At 59.3% G+C, this 19,684-nt stretch carries 16 protein-coding genes; 11 read left to right on the forward strand and 5 right to left on the reverse strand.

Going from position 1 to position 19,684, the window contains the following annotated elements:
* The first annotated feature begins 127 nt into the window (after positions 1-127).
* From CAF90_RS03845 to CAF90_RS03855, 3 genes are all read left to right on the forward strand, one after another.
* Positions 128-1,183, forward strand: a complete 1,056-nt coding sequence (locus tag CAF90_RS03845) for a tetratricopeptide repeat protein (protein ID WP_085603802.1) — start codon at positions 128-130, stop codon at positions 1,181-1,183.
* Between the two features lie 127 nt (positions 1,184-1,310).
* Complete coding sequence (locus CAF90_RS03850; RefSeq protein WP_085603805.1) at positions 1,311-2,813, forward strand: ATPase domain-containing protein; 1,503 nt, start codon at positions 1,311-1,313, stop codon at positions 2,811-2,813.
* Positions 2,810-4,480 (forward strand): ATP-binding protein, encoded by a 1,671-nt coding sequence (locus tag CAF90_RS03855; protein ID WP_085603808.1) that lies wholly within the window; start codon positions 2,810-2,812, stop codon positions 4,478-4,480. The genes CAF90_RS03850 and CAF90_RS03855 overlap by 4 nt, the downstream gene beginning before the upstream one ends.
* A 13-nt stretch (positions 4,481-4,493) precedes the next feature.
* On the opposite strand, the gene CAF90_RS03860 is transcribed toward CAF90_RS03855, so the two are convergent.
* From CAF90_RS03860 to CAF90_RS03880, 5 genes are read right to left on the reverse strand one after another with little or no spacing between them, the layout of a single operon-like run.
* Positions 4,494-4,871 (reverse strand): response regulator, encoded by a 378-nt coding sequence (locus CAF90_RS03860; protein ID WP_007954537.1) that lies wholly within the window; start codon positions 4,869-4,871, stop codon positions 4,494-4,496.
* Positions 4,872-4,915: 44 nt separating this feature from the next.
* Positions 4,916-6,130: a hybrid sensor histidine kinase/response regulator gene (locus CAF90_RS03865; RefSeq protein ID WP_085603811.1), complete on the reverse strand. Its 1,215-nt coding sequence runs from the start codon at positions 6,128-6,130 to the stop codon at positions 4,916-4,918.
* Complete coding sequence (locus CAF90_RS03870; RefSeq protein WP_085603814.1) at positions 6,124-6,717, reverse strand: chemotaxis protein CheB; 594 nt, start codon at positions 6,715-6,717, stop codon at positions 6,124-6,126. The genes CAF90_RS03865 and CAF90_RS03870 overlap by 7 nt, the downstream gene beginning before the upstream one ends.
* Complete coding sequence (locus tag CAF90_RS03875) at positions 6,714-7,547, reverse strand: protein-glutamate O-methyltransferase CheR (protein ID WP_085603817.1); 834 nt, start codon at positions 7,545-7,547, stop codon at positions 6,714-6,716. Before CAF90_RS03875 ends, CAF90_RS03870 begins: the two co-directional genes overlap by 4 nt.
* Positions 7,547-11,038, reverse strand: a complete 3,492-nt coding sequence (locus CAF90_RS03880; protein WP_085603820.1) for a response regulator — start codon at positions 11,036-11,038, stop codon at positions 7,547-7,549. Before CAF90_RS03880 ends, CAF90_RS03875 begins: the two co-directional genes overlap by 1 nt.
* A gap of 263 nt (positions 11,039-11,301) precedes the next feature.
* Between CAF90_RS03880 and CAF90_RS03885 the strand changes: the two genes are divergently transcribed.
* From CAF90_RS03885 to CAF90_RS03920, 8 genes are all read left to right on the forward strand, one after another.
* The gene (locus CAF90_RS03885; RefSeq protein WP_085603823.1) at positions 11,302-11,667 is read left to right on the forward strand and encodes a response regulator; all 366 of its coding nucleotides are present in this window, start codon (positions 11,302-11,304) and stop codon (positions 11,665-11,667) included.
* A 165-nt stretch (positions 11,668-11,832) separates the two neighbouring features.
* Positions 11,833-13,122, forward strand: a complete 1,290-nt coding sequence (locus CAF90_RS03890; protein ID WP_085603826.1) for a glycosyltransferase — start codon at positions 11,833-11,835, stop codon at positions 13,120-13,122.
* Between the two features lie 155 nt (positions 13,123-13,277).
* A complete protein-coding gene (locus tag CAF90_RS03895) occupies positions 13,278-14,123 on the forward strand; it encodes a phospholipase (RefSeq protein ID WP_085603829.1) in 846 nt (281 codons plus the stop codon).
* Between the two features lie 75 nt (positions 14,124-14,198).
* Positions 14,199-15,104, forward strand: a complete 906-nt coding sequence (locus CAF90_RS03900) for an AraC family transcriptional regulator (protein ID WP_085603832.1) — start codon at positions 14,199-14,201, stop codon at positions 15,102-15,104.
* 226 nt (positions 15,105-15,330) lie between these two features.
* Positions 15,331-16,641 (forward strand): sugar ABC transporter substrate-binding protein, encoded by a 1,311-nt coding sequence (locus tag CAF90_RS03905; protein WP_085603835.1) that lies wholly within the window; start codon positions 15,331-15,333, stop codon positions 16,639-16,641.
* 145 nt (positions 16,642-16,786) lie between these two features.
* Positions 16,787-17,713 (forward strand): carbohydrate ABC transporter permease, encoded by a 927-nt coding sequence (locus CAF90_RS03910; RefSeq protein WP_039768250.1) that lies wholly within the window; start codon positions 16,787-16,789, stop codon positions 17,711-17,713.
* A gap of 8 nt (positions 17,714-17,721) precedes the next feature.
* Complete coding sequence (locus CAF90_RS03915; RefSeq protein ID WP_007957423.1) at positions 17,722-18,552, forward strand: carbohydrate ABC transporter permease; 831 nt, start codon at positions 17,722-17,724, stop codon at positions 18,550-18,552.
* Between the two features lie 23 nt (positions 18,553-18,575).
* Complete coding sequence (locus CAF90_RS03920) at positions 18,576-19,679, forward strand: ABC transporter ATP-binding protein (RefSeq protein WP_085603838.1); 1,104 nt, start codon at positions 18,576-18,578, stop codon at positions 19,677-19,679.
* Positions 19,680-19,684 lie beyond the last annotated feature (5 nt).

Consider the following 19,684-nt stretch of genomic DNA (forward strand, 5'->3'; position numbering starts at 1 on the left):
GGTCGACACGAGTTGTAGGTCGATTCAACGCCTGTAGTAGGCCATATCGGGCAGAGGGTTTGACTCACGGCGCGAGCTGACAGAAGCTTGCGACCTCCGCTACAAAACGAAAGTTTCGGAAATTCGCATGCCTCAGTCTCGCCGCTATTTGCTCATCAGCCTCGGCCTTGTGCTGGTCCTCTTCGTGGCCTGGCTGTCATTGCGCAGTACCGCGCCCGTAGTACCGGAAGCGATCAAACATGGGTACAGCGAAGCGCTGGCCGCCGCTCGGGCTGGCCAACCGGGTGCCGCGCGGGTTTTGTATCAGCAACTGGGGCGTCCGGATCTGTCGGTCAAACGGCGTGTCTGGCTGCATGCCGAGTTGCCCAATTACCCAAGCCCGCAGGCCTTGAAGCTGGCGGACGCCGATCTGCAAAACGAGTCGCCGGATGTACGGCTGGCAGCAATCAAAAGCGTGACCGGCCTGGTGCCGGGCGGGCAGCGCAGCCTGCTGCTGGGTCCGTTGCTCGACGATGAAGATCAGACCGTCCGCTTCGCCGCGATCAACGCCCTGCTCGGCTTGTCTCCGGATCAACTGGGCCTGTATTTCGCGCCGCTCCAGCAAGGCATCGACGTGTGGGAACAGGCGCTGAAGGCCCAGCCGGAAAGCGCCGCCAATTATGCGCAACTGGCGCGCCTGTATCTGCACAACGCCGAACTGAAACAGGCACAGGAAGCGCTGGAACAAACCCTGCGCCTCGACCCGGGCAACTTGCCGGCGCTGGTGATGCAGATCGAAGTACTCGACCGCCAAGGCCAGAGCGATGCCGCGCGGCAATTGCTCGCCCGACAATTGAAGGCCCAACCCGATTCGGCTTATCTGCAACACGCGCTGGGCCTCTGGCTGCTGCATCACGATCAACGCGAGTACGCCCTGCTCGGTTTGTCCAAAGCCGTGGAGCTCGAGCCCGATAACAAGGACTATCGCTACGACCTCGCCACGACCCTGCACAGCGCCGAAGAACTGGAAGCGGCGCAAAAGCAGTTGCAGGAAATCGTCCAGCGTCATCCTGCCGATCGTAAGGCGCGGGTGTTGCTGATCAACTACTGGAAAGAAAGCGGTCAGTTGCAGAACGTGCAGATTCTGCTGGCGCAGCTCGAACAGATGAACCCGGACGATCCCTCTTTGCAGCAAGGCCTCTAGCGGCCTTCTCGACATCCCGCAAGAAAATCGGAACCGTCGCCACGGCAAAAGGTCAAGTAAACAGGCAGTGCCAAAACGGCGTCCGGCGCCCGCTGCCGCGTTTCCCCTAGTCATGAGAGGGCATTTTTTGTCTACATCGAACGCGTTGATCAGTGCAAAAGCCGCCACCGGCATCGAGGGTCTCGACGATATCCTGGCTGGTGGTTTGTCCCGCAGTCATGTTTTCTTGCTGGAGGGCGAGCCTGGAACCGGTAAAACCACAGTCGCGTTGCATTTTTTGCTGGCCGGCGCCCGTGCCGGCGAACGTTCGTTGTACATCACGCTGTCCGAAACCGAGCGCGAATTGCGCCAGGGCGCGGCGTCCCACGGTTGGGAACTGAACGAAAACATCGAAATTTTCGAGCTGACGCCGCCCGAAAGCCTGCTCAACGCCGAGCATCATCAGAGCCTTCTGTACTCCTCGGATCTTGAACTGGGCGAAGCGACCAAGCAGATTTTCGAAGTGGTCGAGCGGTTCAAACCCACGCGGGTTGTGCTCGACAGCCTCTCGGAAATCCGCCTGCTGGCGCAAAGCTCCCTGCGCTACCGTCGACAGATCCTGGCGATCAAGCATTATTTCGTGCGCTACGACGCCACGGTATTGCTGCTGGACGACCTGACCACCGAATCCCTCGACAAAACCGTGCACAGTGTCGCGCACGGCGTGATCCGCCTCGAAGAACTGACCCCCAACTATGGCGCCGAACGCCGTCGCGTGCGGGTGATTAAGTACCGAGGCCAGAAATACCGCGGAGGCTTCCATGACTTCACCATCATGGGCGATGGCGTGCACGTCTTCCCGCGCCTGGTGGCGGCCGAGCACCGGGGCGATTACCCACGGCTGCAACTGTCCAGCGGCATCAAGGAAATGGACGCCCTGCTCGGCGGCGGTATCGAAACCGGCTCCAGCACGCTGATTCTGGGTCCGGCGGGGACCGGCAAATCCTTGATCACCATGATTTTCGCGGCAGCCGCCGTGGCGCGTGGTGAAAAGGCCGCGCTGTTCATTTTCGACGAAGAACTGGGCCTGCTGTTCGAGCGCATGAATAACATTGGCATCGACCTCAAGGCCCTGCAGGCCACCGGCAATCTGCTGATCGAACAGGTGGATGCTGCCGAGCTTTCTCCTGGCGAGTTTTCCCACCGGGTGCGACGCTGCGTCGATGAAGGTGACATCAAGACCGTTGTGATCGACAGCATCAACGGCTATCAGGCCGCGATGCCGGAAGAGAACGCGCTGGTATTGCACATGCACGAACTGTTGCTGTACCTGAACCGCAAGGGCGCCGCGACGTTCATGACCGTCGCCCAGCATGGACTGGTCGGCGACATGCAGGCCCCGGTAGACATTACCTACCTCGCCGACACAGTGATTCTGCTGCGTTATTTCGAAGCCCTCGGCAAGGTACGCCGGGCGATTTCGATCATCAAGAAACGTACCGGCAGCCATGAATCGACCATTCGTGAATACCGCATTTCCAAGCAAGGCATGACCATCGGTGAACCGCTGGAAGCCTTCCAGGGTGTGCTGCGCGGAGTCCCCACCTACCTCGGCGCGAGTAACCCGCTGCTCAAGGATGACAACTTGTGACCGTCACCGTACCGCTGTCGGAACGGGCGCTGATCCTTGCGCCCCTGGGTCGCGACAGCCAGGTTGCGCTGATGATCCTCAACGAGGCCGGCTACGGTGGCCTGATCACGCCCGATCTGGCCACCCTGTGCACCGAACTTGAACCCGGCGCCGGGCTGCTGCTGATCGCGGCCGAGGCCCTGAATGGTCCGGAACTCGAAGGCCTGCTGCTGTATCTGGAGCAACAACCGGCGTGGTCGGACTTGCCAATTGTCTTGCTCACCCATCACGGCGGATCCGGACAAGGACCTTCGTCGCAGCTCAGCAAATTACTGGGCAACGTGACGTTCCTTGAGCGCCCTTTTCATCCGGCAACGTTGGTCAGCCTGATTTCCACCGCCCTGCGCGGGCGACGACGACAGTACGAGGCCCGCGACCGCCTGATCGATCTGAGCAATAGCGAGCGACGCCTGCAATCGACCCTCGAAACCCTCGAGCAGCAAGTCGAAGAACGCACAGCGCAACTACGGCACAACGAAGAAGCCCTGCGCCAGTCGCAGAAGATGGAAGCGGTCGGCCAGCTCACCGGCGGTATCGCCCACGACTTCAACAACATGCTGACCGGCATCATCGGCAGTCTTGAATTGCTACGCCGTCGGTTGGCCCGTGGCCGCCTGGATGATCTCGACAGCCTGATCGACCTCGGTGTGACTTCGGCCAACCGCGCCGCCGGCCTGACCCATCGGTTGCTGGCGTTCTCCCGTCGCCAGTCGCTGGACTCCAAAGCCGTGCAGATGAACGAGCTGGTGCAGTCGATGGGCGAACTGCTGCAACGCAGCCTCAACGAAAGCATTCAACTGGACATGCGCCTGCACGAACAATTGTGGGTGGCCGAGGCCGACCCCAACCAACTGGAAAGCGCCCTGCTCAACCTGGTGATCAACGCACGCGACGCGATGCCCGACGGCGGCAATCTGGTGGTCGAGACGGGCAATCAGGTGCTGGATCGCGACTACACCGCGACCTATAGCAATCTTGAGTCCGGTGATTACGTCGTATTGAGCGTGACCGACAATGGTTGCGGCATGCCGGAGAGCGTGATCAATCGCGCGTTCGACCCGTTTTTCACCACCAAGCCAATCGGCCAGGGCACCGGGTTGGGCCTTTCGATGATCTATGGGTTCAGCAAGCAATCCGGTGGTCATGTGTCGATCGACAGCAAAATCGACGAGGGCACCACGGTCAAACTCTATCTGCCGCGCTTCCAGGGCGAATCACTGCCTCACGCGCCAGCGGACACGGAGCAGGCGCCGAACGCCGTGGAAGGCGAAACCGTCTTGATCGTCGAAGACGACCCGGCCGTGCGCGTGCTGGTCAGCGCGGTATTGAGTGAATTGGGTTACGGGTTTGTCGAAGCCGGCGATGCTGACGGTGCCATGCCGATTCTGGATTCGGAGCAACGCATCGATCTGCTGATCAGCGACGTCGGCCTGCCGGGCATGAACGGACGGCAACTGGCGGAAATCGGCCGGCAATACCGGCCAGACCTGAAGGTCCTGTTCATCACAGGTTATGCCGAACACGCGGCGGTGCGCGGCGGCTTCCTGGATCCTGGCATGCAGATGATCACCAAGCCGTTCACCTTCGATCTGTTGACGGCGAAGGTGCGGGAAATGATCAAGAGCTGAGGCGGTTAACGCCTCAGGCCAGCAATTCCTGAATCTTCTCCTGCAACACATCCAGATCGAACGGTTTTTCCAGGATCGGCGCCCGACGGGTAATAGGGCTGCCGGTCTCGCGGATTTCCTGCGGATAACCACTGATGAAGATCACCTTCAGATCAGGGCGCAACTTGACGGCGGGCTCGGCGATCTGCACGCCGGAGATCCCGCCAGGCAGGCGGAAATCAGTAATCAACATGTCCAGATGCGGCTTGCTCGCCAGAATCTCGAACGCCTGCTCGCCGTTTTCGGCCTGCAATACGCGATAGCCCTGGCCTGACAAATAATCGGTCAGGACCATCAGGATCACCGGTTCGTCCTCGACGACGAGTACTACATCTTGTGCATCTACGCTCATGGGAAGCCTTTGTTCGGTCAATAGCTGCTGATACGACCGTGTGGTCACTCAGAGGTTGCGTTTGTTTTGCCGTTTTCCTGGAGCGGCAGACAAACGCGAAACAGGGCGCCCTCGTTGATCTTGCTTTCGACGACGATGGAGCCGCCATGGGCGGCGACGATCTGCTCGGAAATGAACAGACCCAGCCCGAGGCCGGCCACCACCGTCTTGGCAGAGACCCGTTCGAACTGTTGAAAAATGCGTTTCTGGTTCTCCTCGCTGATGCCGATGCCCTGATCCTGAACTTCGACCCGGGCTTCATTGCCTTCGCGATAAACCCGTACCTGGATCGGACTTTTGCCGCCATAACGCAACGCGTTGGTCAGCAGGTTCGACACCACCTGCTCGATACGGAATTCGTCCCACTGCCCTTCCACCGGCTCGGTCGCGGTGAAGCTGACTTCGGTCTCGGCGGCTTCGATCTGCTGGGCGAAATTCTCCAGTAGAGTGCCCACCAGTTGCGCGAGATCGAAGCGACTCGGTCGGATCGACAGCTTGCCGGTGCGGATCCGCGACACGTCGAGCATGTCCTCGATCAGGCGGATCAGGCTTTTGATCTGGCGCTCGTCGCGGTCGACCATGGCGTGCATCTTGTCGAGGGTGAAAGCGGCGGCGTTGTCCCGGGCCAGGTGCATCTTGCGCAGTTGGGTTTCGAGGATAAGGCCGTTGAGCGGCGTGCGCACTTCGTGGGCGACGATCGACATGAAGTCGTCACGCATGCGCACCGCCTGCTCCAGTTCGCCCTGGGTGCTTTGCAGTTGCTGCAACAGCGCTTCCTGTTCGCGACGGCTCTGCTCGAGGGCTTCGACCTGTTGCTTCATCGCCTTGCTCTGGCGGTACAGGTCGACGAAGACGTTGACCTTGCTCTTCACCGCGTGGATATCCAGCGGTTTGTGCAGGAAATCCACCGCGCCGCTTTCATAGCCCTTGAACGCGTAATTGAGTTCACGGCCGGCAGCGCTGACGAAGATGATCGGGATGTTCTTGGTTTTCTCGGTGCCGCGCATCAGCTCGGCCAGCTCGAAGCCGTTCATGCCAGGCATCTGCACGTCGAGGATGGCCATGGCGAATTCGTGTTGCAGCAGCAGCGACAGCGCTTCGTCCGCCGACAGCGCTTTGTAGACGGTGCGGTCTTCGCGTTTGATCAGCGCTTCGAGGGCCAGCAGGTTCTCGGGCAGATCGTCGACGATCAGCAGTTTTGCCTGGATATTACTCAGCATGCGATTCGTTCCAGCTCGACAAGCAGACGGCCGATGCCGTGGATGGGAAGTATGTAATCCGGTTGATGCGTCTTCAGCGCCGCCCGGGGCATGGTCGCGACCTGCGCCTCGTCCGGGTCTTGCACGATGGTCAGCCCGCCCTGGCGTTTGACCTGCGCCAGGCCCCGCGCGCCATCGTGGTTGGCGCCGGTCAGCAACACGGCGGCCAGCGCCGGCCCGTAGGCATCGGCGGCGGATTCGAACAGAAAATCGATTGAAGGCCGCGAGTGATGCAGACGGTCTTCAAGGCTCAGCGACAGGCTGAAATCCTGCTCTACCGACAGGTGATAACCCGGCGTCGCGAAATAAACAGTGCCGGGCGTGATGTCCTGTTTGTCGATGGCTTCTGCCACCGGCAGCGCCAATCGGCGGGCGAACACATCGGCGAGCTGACTGCGGCGCTCTTCCGGCAGATGCAGAACGATGATGATCGGCAGCCCGAACCCGGCCCGCAGTGAACCGAGCATCGTCAACAAAGCTTCGACGCCACCGGCGGAAGCTCCGACCACAATCGCCTCGACACGAGGCAAATCCGCTGCACTGTTCATGATTTGCGGTAGATCCGTTCTTGTTTCACCAGCGGTTCGAACTGGTTGGAATAGCCGGAAAAATCCAGAGTTTCCTTGCTGCCCAGTACCAGGAATCCACGGTGGCACAACGATTCATGGAACAATCCAAACGCCCGATCCTGAAGTTTTTTGTTGAAGTAAATCAACACGTTACGACACGAAATTAATTGAGTTTCGGAGAATACACTATCGGTCGCCAGGCTGTGATCGGCGAAGGTCACGTTCTCGCACAGGCTCTTGTCGAAAATCGCGTAGCCATAGGCTGCAGTGTAGTAGTCGGCGAACGAGCGCTGACCGCCGGCCTGCTGATAATTGGCGGTGTAGGCACGCACGTTCTCCATCGAAAAGATCCCCTGCTTGGCCTTGTCCAGCGAGCGCGGGTTGATGTCTGTGGCGTAGATGATCGTGCGGTCGAGCAGGCCCTCTTCGCGCAGCAGGATCGCCATCGAGTAGACCTCCTCGCCTGTGCTGCAGCCGGCGATCCAGATCTTGATCGACGGATAGGTCTTGAGCAGCGGCACCACCTCCTGACGGATCGCCAGGAAGTGCGACGGATCGCGGAACATCTCGCTGACCGGGATAGTCAGCAATTGCAGCAACTGCATGAACGCCGTCGGGTCGTGCAGGACTTTCTCCTGCAAGGCCGAGATGGTCGCGCACTCGAACTGACTCAACGCATGTTGCACCCGGCGCTTGATCGAGGCGCCGGAGTAATCGCGAAAGTCATAGCTGTACTTGAGGTAAATCGCCTCGATCAGCAACCGCAGTTCGATTTCACTGTTTCGTTCAACGGGATTACTACGTTCCACTAAATGCGTTCCATCTTCGGTAACCACACGCGAATCAGCGAGAACAGGCGATCCAGGTCGATGGGCTTGGCCAGGTAATCATTGGCGCCCGCCTGCAGGCAGCGCTCCTGATCGTCCTTCATGGCCTTGGCCGTCACCGCGATGATCGGCAGCTTGCGCCAGCGCGGATCCTTGCGGATTTCCATGGTGGCTTCAAAACCATCCATTTCCGGCATCATCACGTCCATCAGCACCAGGTCGATGTCCTCGACTTCATTCAGTTTTTCAATCGCTTCACGACCGTTACGGCCGATCACCACGACTGCACCCTTGGTTTCCAGCGCGCTGGTCAGGGCGAAGATGTTGCGCACATCGTCGTCCACCAGCAGAACTTTGCGACCTTCGAAGACCTTGTCGCGACTGCGGGCGGTCTTGAGCATCTTCTGCCGTTCATGGGACAACTGCGATTCGACTTTGTGCAGAAAGAGTGTGACCTCGTCCAGCAGACGTTCCGGCGAGCGCGCGCCCTTGATGATGATCGAGCGCGAATACTTGCGCAGATCGGCCTCTTCGTCGCGGGTCAGATTGCGTCCGGTGTAGACGATCACTGGCGGGAACGAGCAGATGTCCTCGGTGGACATGCGTTTGAGCAGGTCGTTGCCGAGCATGTCCGGCAGCTTCAGGTCGATGACCATGCAATCGAAGATCGTCGTGCGCAGCAGCTCCAGCGCGTCCTGCGCCAGGCCCACAGCGGTGATTTCGATGTCGTCGTCGCCGATCAGTCGGGCGATGCTTTCCCGTTGCAGATCGTCGTCCTCGACCAGCAGCACGCGTTTGACCTTTTGGGTCAGCTTGGCTTCAAGACGGGCGAACACGTCCTTGAGCTCTTCGCGGGTGGTCGGCTTGACCGCATAACCGATGGCGCCCATGTGCATTGCCGCTTCGACGCGGTCTTCCACGGAAATCACGTGCACCGGGATGTGCCGGGTTTCGGCGTGTTCTTTCAAGCGTTGCAGAACGGTCAGGCCCGAATGGTCCGGCAGGCGCATGTCCAGCAGGATCGCGTCCGGCACGAACTCTTTCGCCAGGTCATAACCTTCATCGGCACCGTGGGCGACCAGGCACTGATAACCCAGTTCGTGAGCCAGGTCGTAAAGGATGTGAGCGAAATTCGGCTCGTCTTCCACCACCAGAATGCAACGGGTAGCGAACGGTGCCTTGTTGCGGTCATCGTTGAAACGCGGGATGTCGACAGGCGCCAGAGGCGAAACCGCTGCGACAGGCGCGATGACCGGCGTAGAAGCCGGCGGGCTGAAGGTCAGCGGCACAACCGGCGTGTCGCCCGGCTCGCTGTATTGCTGCGGCAACACCAGCGTGAAGGCACTGCCCTGCCCCGGCGCGCTGCTGACGCTGATCGAACCGCCCAGCAACGTTGCCAGATCCCGCGAGATCGACAGGCCCAATCCGGTGCCGCCGTATTTGCGGTTGGTGGTGCCGTCGGCCTGACGGAAGGCTTCGAAAATACTTTCCTGCTGATCCTGCGCGATGCCGATACCCGAGTCGCGCACGATGAAGGCGATGCGATCGTCCGGCTGGCCGGCGATGGTCAGGCTGACGGTGCCCTGTTCTGTGAATTTCACCGCGTTGGACAGAAGGTTCTTGATTACCTGTTCCAGACGCTGGCGATCGGTAAACAGAGTGATCGGCGCATCAGGCTGCAATTCGACGTTGAAGGTCAGTTTCTTGTCCGCCGCCAACGGTTCGAACACGCTGCGCAGGCCGTCGGCCAGGCGCGCGACACTGGTGTTTTCCGGCATCACTTCGAGTTTGCCGGCTTCCACCTTGGAAATGTCGAGAATGTCGTTGATCAGGTTCAGTAGATCGTTGCCGGCGGAATAGATCGACTCGGCAAACTTGACCTGTTCGGCGCTGAGGTTGTCCTGCGGGTTTTCCGCCAGCAGCTTGGCCAGGATCAAGGAGCTGTTCAGCGGCGTCCGCAGCTCGTGGGACATGTTGGCCAGGAACTCGGACTTGTACTTGCTCGAACGCTGCAGCTCTTCGGCGCGTTCTTCGAGCTGCACCTGGGCCTGATTGAGCTCGGTGTTTTTCTGGTCCATGGCGTCGCGCTGCTCGGCGAGGGTCTGGGCCTGTTCGGCCAGTTGCTCGTTGGTCTGTTCCAGCTCGACTTGCTGGGTTTCCAGATGCGCCTGGGATTCCTTGAGGATCCGCGACTGTTCTTCCAGCTCTTCGTTGGCGGTTTTCAGCTCTTCCTGTTGTACCTGCAACTCTTCGTTAAGTTGCTGGGTTTCGGCCAGTACTTCCTGCAAACGCTGGCGATAACGCGCCGCTTCGATGGAGGTGCCGATGTTGCCGGCGATCAGCTCCAGCAGTGCAACATCGCGGTCGGTAAGCGGCCGCAGGAAACCCAGTTCGATCACGCCGTTGACCCGATCGTCATCGCTGGTCGGCACCACCAGCACGCTGTGCGGCAGGCCTTCGCCCAGACCGGAACTGACCTTGAAATAGTCGGATGGTACCGAGTCCAGACGAATCAGCCGCGCCTGCTGGGCAACCTGACCGACAAGGCCTTCATCGCTGTAGATCGATTGATCCTGTTGCTCCTGCTCGCGAGAGAACCCATAAGTCGCCACGCGCTTGAGGCCGCCATGTTCTTCGCGTACATAGAGCGCGGCCACAGCGGTGCCAAGGTACTGGGCGCAGAACTGCAGAATGTTGCGTCCCAGCAGGTTGAGCGTCAGTTGCCCCAAGACCTGCTCGGCAAGCTGGGTCTGCCCGTTGCGCAGCCAGGCTTGCTGCTCCAGACGATGGGCACTGGCTTCTTGTGCCGCCAGGGTCGCGCCATAACTTTGGGACAGGGTGAGCAGATCGCGCCGGCCTACATAGGCCAGCAGACCGCTGATGCCCGCCACGAACAGCAGATAAAGGCTGATACTCCAAATCGTGGTGCGGCGCACGTCTTCGTTGCGTGAGGCGCGCAGCAACTGTTCGGTTTCAATCACATCTTCGAACTGTTTACGTATTTCGTCGGTCAGGCGCTTGCCCTTCCCCGCTTTGACCGCCGACTTGTAATCGCCACTGGCCCGTTGCAGATCGATCATCGATTGCGCATACGTCGCCCACTCGGTTTGCAGCGCCTGAAGTCGACGCAGGCGATCGGTCTGCGCCGGATTGTCGGCAGTCAGTTCGAGCAAGGTGCTCAGCGCCACGGCGATGCGCGGCTTGGCCGTTTCGTAAGGGTCGAGGAAATGCTCGTCGCCACTGAGCAGAAACCCGCGCATGCCGGTTTCAAGATCCACGGTGAGTTTCACCGCTTCGTTGGCGTTATTGATCACCCGGTCGGTGTGCTCCACCCACTGGATCACGGACAACAGATAAGTGATCAGCGAAATGAAGAACACGGCACTGACGACGCCGACGCCCAACGGCAAACTGACGTTGCGGCTCAGGAGTTTGCGAAACCGTTGCTCATCAACCGAAGACGGAGAGGACATGTGGCAGCCTTGTCGAACTGTTGAAAACCAGGGAGTTTGCCCCAAAACGGCGGCATGGATCCATTTTTCTCACAGTTTTAGTACTGTTTTCCCACAATTGCCTACGCCGAATCCCAGGCCAACGGTTATCCTTGCCCGCCCGTTTGCGCCTATGCTTTTTTGTATCCATCCGGGAACTTGTGGCTATGCGCCACTTACTCATGCAAGAGCCCGGCATTTTTGATCGACCGGCGCCCCTTTACCCATTCTTGAGAGCCGCCACTATGTCCAGCACTGCGTCCACCATCCTTGTAGTAGAAGACGACGCCATCGTGCGCATGCTGATCGTCGACGTGCTGGAGGAATTGGAGTTCAAGGTCCTGGAAGCGGACGGCAGCGAACAGGCGCTGGAAATCCTCAAGGACGTGAACCAGCACATCGACCTGATGATGACCGACGTCGGCCTGCCGATCATGGACGGCCGTCAGCTGGCCACTGAGGCCCGCAATATTCGCGCTGGTCTGCCGATTCTGTTTGCCAGCGGTTACGCCGAGACGATTGAAGTGCCGGCGGACATGCATGTGATCGGCAAGCCGTTTTCCATTGATCAATTGCGTGACAAGGTCAAATCCGTTCTAGAGCAATCCTGAGCACGAGACGACGATGCCTGAGTAGAGCTGTCACGCGCCCTGCCAGTGGCTTTCTCGTTCGGACTTGCCCGACGTACACCCGATAAAAACGGATCACTCGACACGTGGGTTATGGTCTAATCCGCGCGCCTTTTTTCCGTCAATTCGTCCCAGGAACCGTTTCTCATGAGTCAGCCCGCAACCAAAGTCCTCGTCATTGGTTACGTCTGGCCGGAACCCCGCTCCTCCGCCGCGAGCGGGCATGTGATGCAGATTCTCGAGACGTTCCTGCAACAGGGCTGGCAAATCACCTTTGCCAGCCCGGCCGGCACCGGTGAACATCGCGCCGATCTGACTGCTCTGGGCATTCGCGAAGTCCCGATCGAACTGAATAACAGCAGCTTCGACATCTTCATCAGCGAACTCGCCCCGGATATCGTGCTGTTCGACCAGTTCATGATCGAAGAACAGTTCGGCTGGCGCGTCGAGAAGCACTGCCCAAACGCCCTGCGCGTTCTGGAAACCTCGGATCTGCAAAGCCTGCGACATGCGCGGCATCAGCGGCTGAAGGACCGGCTGAAGTCCAGCGATGACGCCAACGACTTCGCTGAGCTGTTTGCTCCGGCGCTGGCTGAAGAGTTCGAGCTGATGGCGGACACCGATCTGGCCAAACGCGAGATTGCCGCACTGTATCGCTGCGACCTGAACCTTATGATCTCGCAGGTGGAAATCGAGTTGCTGGTGCAGCAGTTCAAATTGCCACCCGAACTGTTGCACTGGTGCCCCTTGATGGTCGAGCCACCGAGCACGCCAGCGAAACCCTTCGAGGAACGTGCGCATTTCCTCAGTATCGGCAACTTCCGTCACGCGCCGAACTGGGACGCCGTGTTGTGGATGAAATCCACCGTCTGGCCGCTGATTCGCGAGCAACTGCCAAAAGCCCAACTGCACCTCTACGGCGCCTACACGCCGCCCAAGGCAGCGGCCTTGCACAACGCCGCCCAGGGTTTTCACATCATGAACTGGGCCGAGGATGCGTTGCAGGTCATGTCCGATGCGCGTATCTGCCTGGCGCCCTTGCGTTTTGGCGCCGGAATCAAGGGCAAATTGATTGATGCGATGCTCTGCGGCACGCCGAGTATCACCACGCCCATCGGCGCCGAGGGTATGCACACCGACCAGCCTTGGCCGGGCGCTGTTTGCCGTACGGCGCAGGAACTGGCCAATGCCGCGGTGGAACTGTATCGCGACGAAGCCCGTTGGCATGCGGCCCAGTCTCAGGGGTACGCGCTACTCAAGAATGTTTATCCGCAAGCCATTCATGGGCCGGCACTGATCAATAAACTGCTGGAGTGCCGAGACAACATTACCCAACTAAGACGTAAAAATTTTACCGGAAGCATGTTGCGACATCATTCACACAAGAGCACGCAATATATGGCTCAGTGGATCGAGGCCAAAAACCAGAACAAATAAATGCTCTGGAAAACTATAAATACAATACCCAACAACTTGCATCACTCCTCGAATAGCCAGCCAAACGCTTAAACCTTATAAACATCCTGCAAGTGGCGTCGTGGAATATTCAACAAGACGCCATTCTTATTCAATAAATTATGCAGGATATAATCATGAGCACTTCCAACTGGATGGGGACGACCCCCGCCATTGACTCGCTGAACATCAGCGAACTGACGTTGCCCGGCACTCACAACGCAGGCAGTGACTGGAGCGCCTCCTACCCGCTTTTAGGCCCTCCGCGGCACTGGCTGGCGTGTCAGCATGACAGTTTTCATGCGCAGCTGGATCATGGGGCCCGGGCGCTCGACATTCGCCTGACCTATAACGCCAAGGCCGAAGGCCTGGAGAAATTCGTCATGCACCACAATGGCCATCGAAACTCCCGAACGTTGGGAAATCTGGTGGTAGACATCAATACTTTTCTTGAAAACAACCCCGACGAGTTCATTGTTCTGGATTTTCACAGCCTGGACGGTGACAACTTCGATTACGAACGCTTCAACAAACTGATGGTGCAGTATCTGGGGCATCGCATGATCCCGCGCAACAATCAGTCCCTCAGCCTTGGAGACCTCAAGCAAGTCAACAAGACACAACGGGTTTTTGCTGCAGCCATCTCGCACTGGCAACTGGACCACAAGTTATTCCACAGCCATATCGATCATCAATGGTCCGGAAACGGCATCACCAGCCCCGGTGAGTTGAAGAAGTTCATTGAGCGTGTTCTGCAAAATCCGCCAGGCAGCTGGAGACCCTGGTCCCTGTCCGCCACCAGTTACACCGCGCTGGGCGGTCCCGTCGATATCCATGGTTCGCTTAACGATTGGTTCGATCTGGATAAAAGTGATTGGGCATTGAAGTGCAACATCATTAACGTCGACTTCATGGAAGAGTCCGACCTGATGGAGTTTTGCCGGGTCGCCAACGTGCTCAAGGCCGGCCAACGCTCGCGCTGAGCCGCAATGGAAACTGGCGCAACCGGCGCGACAAGAGGCATGATCGCCGGGCGATAACAAAAAAAGCGCCCGATCATGAGCCGAACAGCCCGCGTCACCGACCCCTCTTATGAACTGATGGATGACCACAACGGGTTGTCCATCATCTATCGCCAGCACGGTTTCCCCTGCCCGCTGGTGCGCTGGCACTTTCACAAGGAATACGAACTGCACCTGATCGTGGCCAGTTCGGGCAAGGTGTTCATCGGCGACTACATCGGCAATTTCTACCCGCAGACGCTGTTCCTGACCGGCCCCAATCTGCCGCATAACTGGATCAGCCAGGTGGCCGAAGACGAAGTGGTCGAGAAGCGCGACATGCTGGTCAACTTCACCGATGAGCTGTTCGAAAGCGGTCATCAGGTGTTCGCCGAGCTGAAGACCCTGGCACCGCTGCTGGAGCGTGCGCAATACGGCATTGAGTTCCGCTGCCCGCGCACCATTCGCCAAGCGACGAACCTGCTGCAGAAGATCGCCGATACCAAGGGCATCACCCGTCTCGGGCACTTTTTCATCCTGATGGAATTGCTGGCCGCCACCGACGACTACCAACTCCTGTCCGGCGCAACCACCCCGCAACTGGCGGACGAGCACAACATCGACCGCACCAACCGGGCGGTGGATTACATCTTCGCCCACTACGCTCGCGAATTGCCGCTGGAGGAAGTCGCCGAACATCTGGGCATGAAGCCGACGTATTTCAGCCGAGTGTTCAAGCAGGCCACCGGGCGCAATTTCATCGAATTCGTCAATCGTCTGCGCATCAGCAAATCCTGCGAACTGCTGGCGGACGGCGACAAACCGGTGACCGAGGTGTGTTTCGAGTCGGGCTTCAACAATATTTCCAATTTCAATCGGCGCTTTCAGCAGCTCAAAGGCATGACGCCGTCGCATTATCGGCGGCTGGTGGTGCAGCGCCTGACCGAGCAAAACCACGGCTGACCGGGTAAAACCTGTACGGATTCATGGCTGCCGCCCTGCTGAAACGCCCTTCCCTGCGTTTATCACGCCAATCCCGAGTGCAAAAAAGTATCGATTCAAGTGCTAGGGATGATTTGTCAGCCCTGCGTTAGAAGGCTGTAATCAGTGCACATTCTTCCCCTGCCGGAAGAACACAAAAACAATAACTGTCCTTCTGCCCCCGCCGGGTGCAGAAAAGGAGTGCACGATGCAACCCACTGCAAAAGCTCTGCTGGCCCTCACCTGCATGACCCTCAGCAGCGTCAGCCTTGGCGCCCAGACCCTGACCATCGCCACCGTCAACAACAGCGACATGATCCGCATGCAAAAGCTCTCGAAAACCTTCGAGACCGAGCATCCGGACATCAAGCTCAATTGGGTGGTGCTGGAAGAAAACGTCCTGCGTCAGCGCCTGACCACCGACATCGCCACCCAGGGCGGTCAGTTCGACGTGTTGACCATCGGCATGTACGAAGCCGCACTCTGGGGTGCAAAAGGCTGGCTCGAACCGATGAAGGATCTGCCGGCCAATTACGCTCTCGACGATGTGTTCCCGTCGGTGCGCGAAGGCCTGTCGGTCAAGGGTTCGCTGTACGCCCTGCCGTTCTACGCCGAAAGCTCGATCACCTATTACCGCACCGACCTGTTCAAGGACGCCGGCCTGACCATGCCGGAGCGTCCGACCTGGGAACAGATCGCCGGCTTCGCCGAAAAACTCACCAACAAGGACAAGGAACAGTACGGCATCTGCCTGCGCGGCAAAGCCGGCTGGGGTGAAAACATCGCGCTGATCACCACCGTGGCCAACGCCTATGGTGCGCGCTGGTTCGATGAGCAGTGGAAACCGGAATTCAACGGTCCGGAATGGAAAAACGCGCTGAACTTCTACGTCGACACCATGAAAAAATCCGGTCCGCCCGGTGCATCCAGCAACGGTTTCAACGAAAACCTCGCCCTGTTCAACAGTGGCAAGTGCGCGATGTGGGTCGATGCCAGCGTCGCCGGCTCGTTCGTCACCGACAAGACCCAAAGCAAGGTCGCCGATCATGTCGGCTTCACCTACGCGCCGCATCAGGTCACCGACAAAGGTTCGGCGTGGCTGTACTCGTGGGCGCTGGCGATTCCGACCAGTTCCAAGGCCAAGGACGCCGCCAAAGAGTTCAGCGCCTGGGCCACTTCCAAGGAATACGGCGAATTGGTCGCCAAGACCGACGGCATCGCCAACGTTCCGCCGGGCACCCGCGCCTCGACCTACAGCGACGCGTACATGAGCGCTGCGCCGTTTGCCAAGGTCACTCTGGAGTCGCTGAAAGCGGCTGATCCGAGCAAACCGACCCTCAAACCTGTGCCTTACATCGGCATCCAACTGGTGACCATTCCTGAATTCCAAGGCGTGGGCACCCAGGTCGGCAAGCTGTTCTCGGCGGCGCTGATCGGCCAGACCACGGTCGACCAGGCTTTGACCGCCGCCCAGCAAACCACCGAACGCGAGATGAAGCGCGCGGGTTATCCGAAGTAATCCTGCGCATTTCCATGTGGGAGCGAGCCTGCTCGCGATAGCGGTAATCCGGTCTCAATAAATGTGGCGGATGGACCACCCTCATCGCGAGCAGGCTCGCTCCCACAGTGGATCGAGTCTGCCTTTTAAAACGGTTGTGATCACCATGAATACTTCAACTGCCAAAGCCCACATCGACCTGTCGCAGCCCCGGCGCAAAAGCCGTGTGGCCAATCCCGGCTGGTTTCTGGTCAGCCCTTCGGTGGCCCTGTTGCTGCTGTGGATGATCGTGCCGCTGGGCATGACCGTCTATTTCTCGATGATCCGCTATAACCTGCTCGACCCGGGCACCAACGAATTCGTCGGGCTGGAAAACTTCACCTACTTCCTGACCGACTCCGGCTTCATGCCCGGCGCCACCAACACTTTGCTGCTGGTGGGCAGCGTGCTGCTGATCAGCGTGGTGTTCGGCGTATTGATCAGTGCGCTGCTGGAGGCCAGCGAGTTCTTCGGTCGCGGCATCGTGCGGGTGATGCTGATTTCGCCGTTCTTCATCATGCCCACGGTCGGCGCTTTGATCTGGAAGAACCTGATCTTCCACCCGGTGTCCGGGATCCTCGCCTACATCTGGAAACTGTTCGGCGCGCAACCGGTGGACTGGCTCGCTCACTACCCGCTGCTGTCGATCATCATCATTGTGTCGTGGCAATGGCTGCCCTTCGCGATCCTGATTCTGATGACTGCCATGCAGTCCCTCGACCAGGAACAGAAAGAAGCCGCCCGCCTCGACGGCGCCGGCCCGATCGCGATCTTCTGGCACTTGACCCTGCCGCACCTGGCGCGACCGATTGCCGTGGTCGTGATGATTGAAACCATCTTCCTGCTGTCGGTGTTCGCCGAAATTTTCACCACCACCAACGGCGGCCCCGGCTACGCGTCGACCAACCTCGCCTACCTGATCTACAACCAGGCGCTGGTGCAGTTCGACGTCGGCATGGCCTCGGCCGGCGGCCTGATCGCCGTGGTCATCGCCAACATCGCCGCGATCATTCTGGTGCGGATGATCGGCAAAAACCTGACTGACAAAGCCTGAGGCCTGCCATGACTCTTCAACAATCCCGCCGGCTGCAAAGCCTGCTGCTCGGCACGCTGGCCTGGGCCATCGCGATCATCATTTTCTTCCCGATCTTCTGGATGGTGCTGACCAGTTTCAAGACCGAAATCGACGCCTTCGCCACGCCGCCGCAGTTCATCTTCACGCCGACGCTGGAGAATTACCTGCACATCAACGAGCGCAGTGATTACTTCAGTTTCGCCTGGAACTCGGTGGTGATTTCCTTCAGCGCCACGGCTCTGTGCCTGCTGATTGCGGTGCCGGCGGCCTACTCGATGGCGTTCTACGAAACCCAACGCACCAAGGGCACGCTGCTGTGGATGCTTTCCACCAAGATGCTGCCGCCGGTGGGCGTGCTGATGCCGATCTACCTGCTGGCCAAGAGTTTCGGCCTGCTCGACACGCGCATCGCGCTGATCGTGATCTACACGCTGATCAACCTGCCGATCGTGGTCTGGATGGTTTACACCTACTTCAAGGACATCCCCAAAGACATCCTCGAAGCCGCCCGCCTCGACGGCGCCACCCTCGCCCAGGAAATGCTCCGCGTGCTGCTGCCGATCGCCAAGGGCGGCCTCGCGTCGACCGTGCTGCTGTCGCTGATCCTGTGCTGGAACGAGGCGTTCTGGTCGCTGAACCTGACCTCGTCCAAAGCCGCGCCACTGACCGCGCTGATCGCCTCCTACTCAAGCCCTGAAGGATTGTTCTGGGCCAAGTTGTCGGCTGTCTCGACCCTGGCCTGCGCGCCGATCCTGATCTTTGGCTGGATCAGCCAGAAACAACTGGTGCGCGGCCTGTCGTTCGGCGCCGTCAAATAAGAATTCGCATGAGGAGCGCCACCATGGCCAACCTGAAAATCAAGAATCTGCAAAAAGGCTTTGAAGGTTTTTCCATCATCAAGGGCATCGACCTTGAGGTGAACGACAAGGAATTCGTGGTGTTCGTCGGCCCGTCGGGCTGCGGCAAATCCACCCTGCTGCGACTGATCGCCGGCCTTGAAGAAGTCAGCGGCGGCACCATCGAACTGGACGGACGCGACATCACCGAAGTCAGCCCGGCCAAGCGTGATCTGGCGATGGTGTTCCAGACCTACGCGCTGTACCCGCACATGACCGTAAAGAAAAACATGTCGTTCGCCCTCGACCTGGCCGGCGTGCCGAAGGCCGAAGTCGAGAAGAAAGTCGGTGAAGCGGCGCGGATTCTGGAACTGGGCCCGATGCTCGAGCGCAAGCCGAAGCAACTGTCCGGCGGACAGCGTCAGCGCGTGGCCATCGGCCGGGCGATCGTGCGCAACCCGAAAATCTTCCTGTTCGATGAGCCGCTGTCCAACCTCGACGCCGCCCTGCGGGTGCAGATGCGTCTGGAGTTGCTGCGCCTGCACAAGGACCTCAAAGCGACAATGATCTACGTGACCCACGATCAGGTCGAAGCCATGACCATGGCCGACAAGGTCGTGGTGCTCAATGGCGGCAAGATCGAGCAGGTCGGCTCGCCGCTGGAGCTGTATCACAACCCCGCCAACCTGTTCGTCGCCGGGTTCCTCGGCACGCCGAAAATGGGTTTCCTCAAGGGCCAGGTCACGCGAATCGATGGCGCGAGCTGCGAAGTTTCGCTGGACGCCGGCACCCGCATCACTCTGCCGTTCAACGCGTCGAACCTGAGCGTCGGCAGCGCCGTGACTCTCGGCATTCGCCCGGAACATCTGGAACTGGCGCAAGCGGGCGACTGCACCCTGCAAGTCACCGCCGACGTCAGCGAACGGCTGGGCAGCGACACCTTCTGCCACGTCAAGACCAACGCCGGCGAAGCCCTGACCATGCGCGTGCGCGGTGATCTGGCGAGCCGTTACGGCGAACAACTGAACCTGCACCTGGACGCTGCCCACTGCCATCTGTTCGATGCCGACGGTGTGGCGCTGACCCGCCCGTTGCGCGCGGCCGCCTGATTTCG

It is taken from the genome of Pseudomonas sp. B37(2017) (assembly GCF_002112885.1).
GTDB lineage: Bacteria > Pseudomonadota > Gammaproteobacteria > Pseudomonadales > Pseudomonadaceae > Aquipseudomonas > Aquipseudomonas paraglycinae.

Bases quoted from the DNA above. Each gene is read 5' to 3' on its own strand.
- CAF90_RS03890 (WP_085603826.1), top strand. From the start codon at position 11,833: ATGAGTCAGCCCGCAACCAAAGTCCTCGTCATTGGTTACGTCTGGCCG.
- CAF90_RS03880 (WP_085603820.1), bottom strand. From the start codon at position 11,038: ATGTCCTCTCCGTCTTCGGTTGATGAGCAACGGTTTCGCAAACTCCTG.
- CAF90_RS03915 (WP_007957423.1), top strand. From the start codon at position 17,722: ATGACTCTTCAACAATCCCGCCGGCTGCAAAGCCTGCTGCTCGGCACG.
- CAF90_RS03860 (WP_007954537.1), bottom strand. From the start codon at position 4,871: ATGAGCGTAGATGCACAAGATGTAGTACTCGTCGTCGAGGACGAACCG.
- CAF90_RS03920 (WP_085603838.1), top strand. From the start codon at position 18,576: ATGGCCAACCTGAAAATCAAGAATCTGCAAAAAGGCTTTGAAGGTTTT.
- CAF90_RS03905 (WP_085603835.1), top strand. From the start codon at position 15,331: ATGCAACCCACTGCAAAAGCTCTGCTGGCCCTCACCTGCATGACCCTC.
- CAF90_RS03900 (WP_085603832.1), top strand. From the start codon at position 14,199: ATGAGCCGAACAGCCCGCGTCACCGACCCCTCTTATGAACTGATGGAT.
- CAF90_RS03910 (WP_039768250.1), top strand. From the start codon at position 16,787: ATGAATACTTCAACTGCCAAAGCCCACATCGACCTGTCGCAGCCCCGG.
- CAF90_RS03865 (WP_085603811.1), bottom strand. From the start codon at position 6,130: ATGCTGAGTAATATCCAGGCAAAACTGCTGATCGTCGACGATCTGCCC.
- CAF90_RS03885 (WP_085603823.1), top strand. From the start codon at position 11,302: ATGTCCAGCACTGCGTCCACCATCCTTGTAGTAGAAGACGACGCCATC.
- CAF90_RS03895 (WP_085603829.1), top strand. From the start codon at position 13,278: ATGAGCACTTCCAACTGGATGGGGACGACCCCCGCCATTGACTCGCTG.
- CAF90_RS03870 (WP_085603814.1), bottom strand. From the start codon at position 6,717: ATGAACAGTGCAGCGGATTTGCCTCGTGTCGAGGCGATTGTGGTCGGA.
- CAF90_RS03845 (WP_085603802.1), top strand. From the start codon at position 128: ATGCCTCAGTCTCGCCGCTATTTGCTCATCAGCCTCGGCCTTGTGCTG.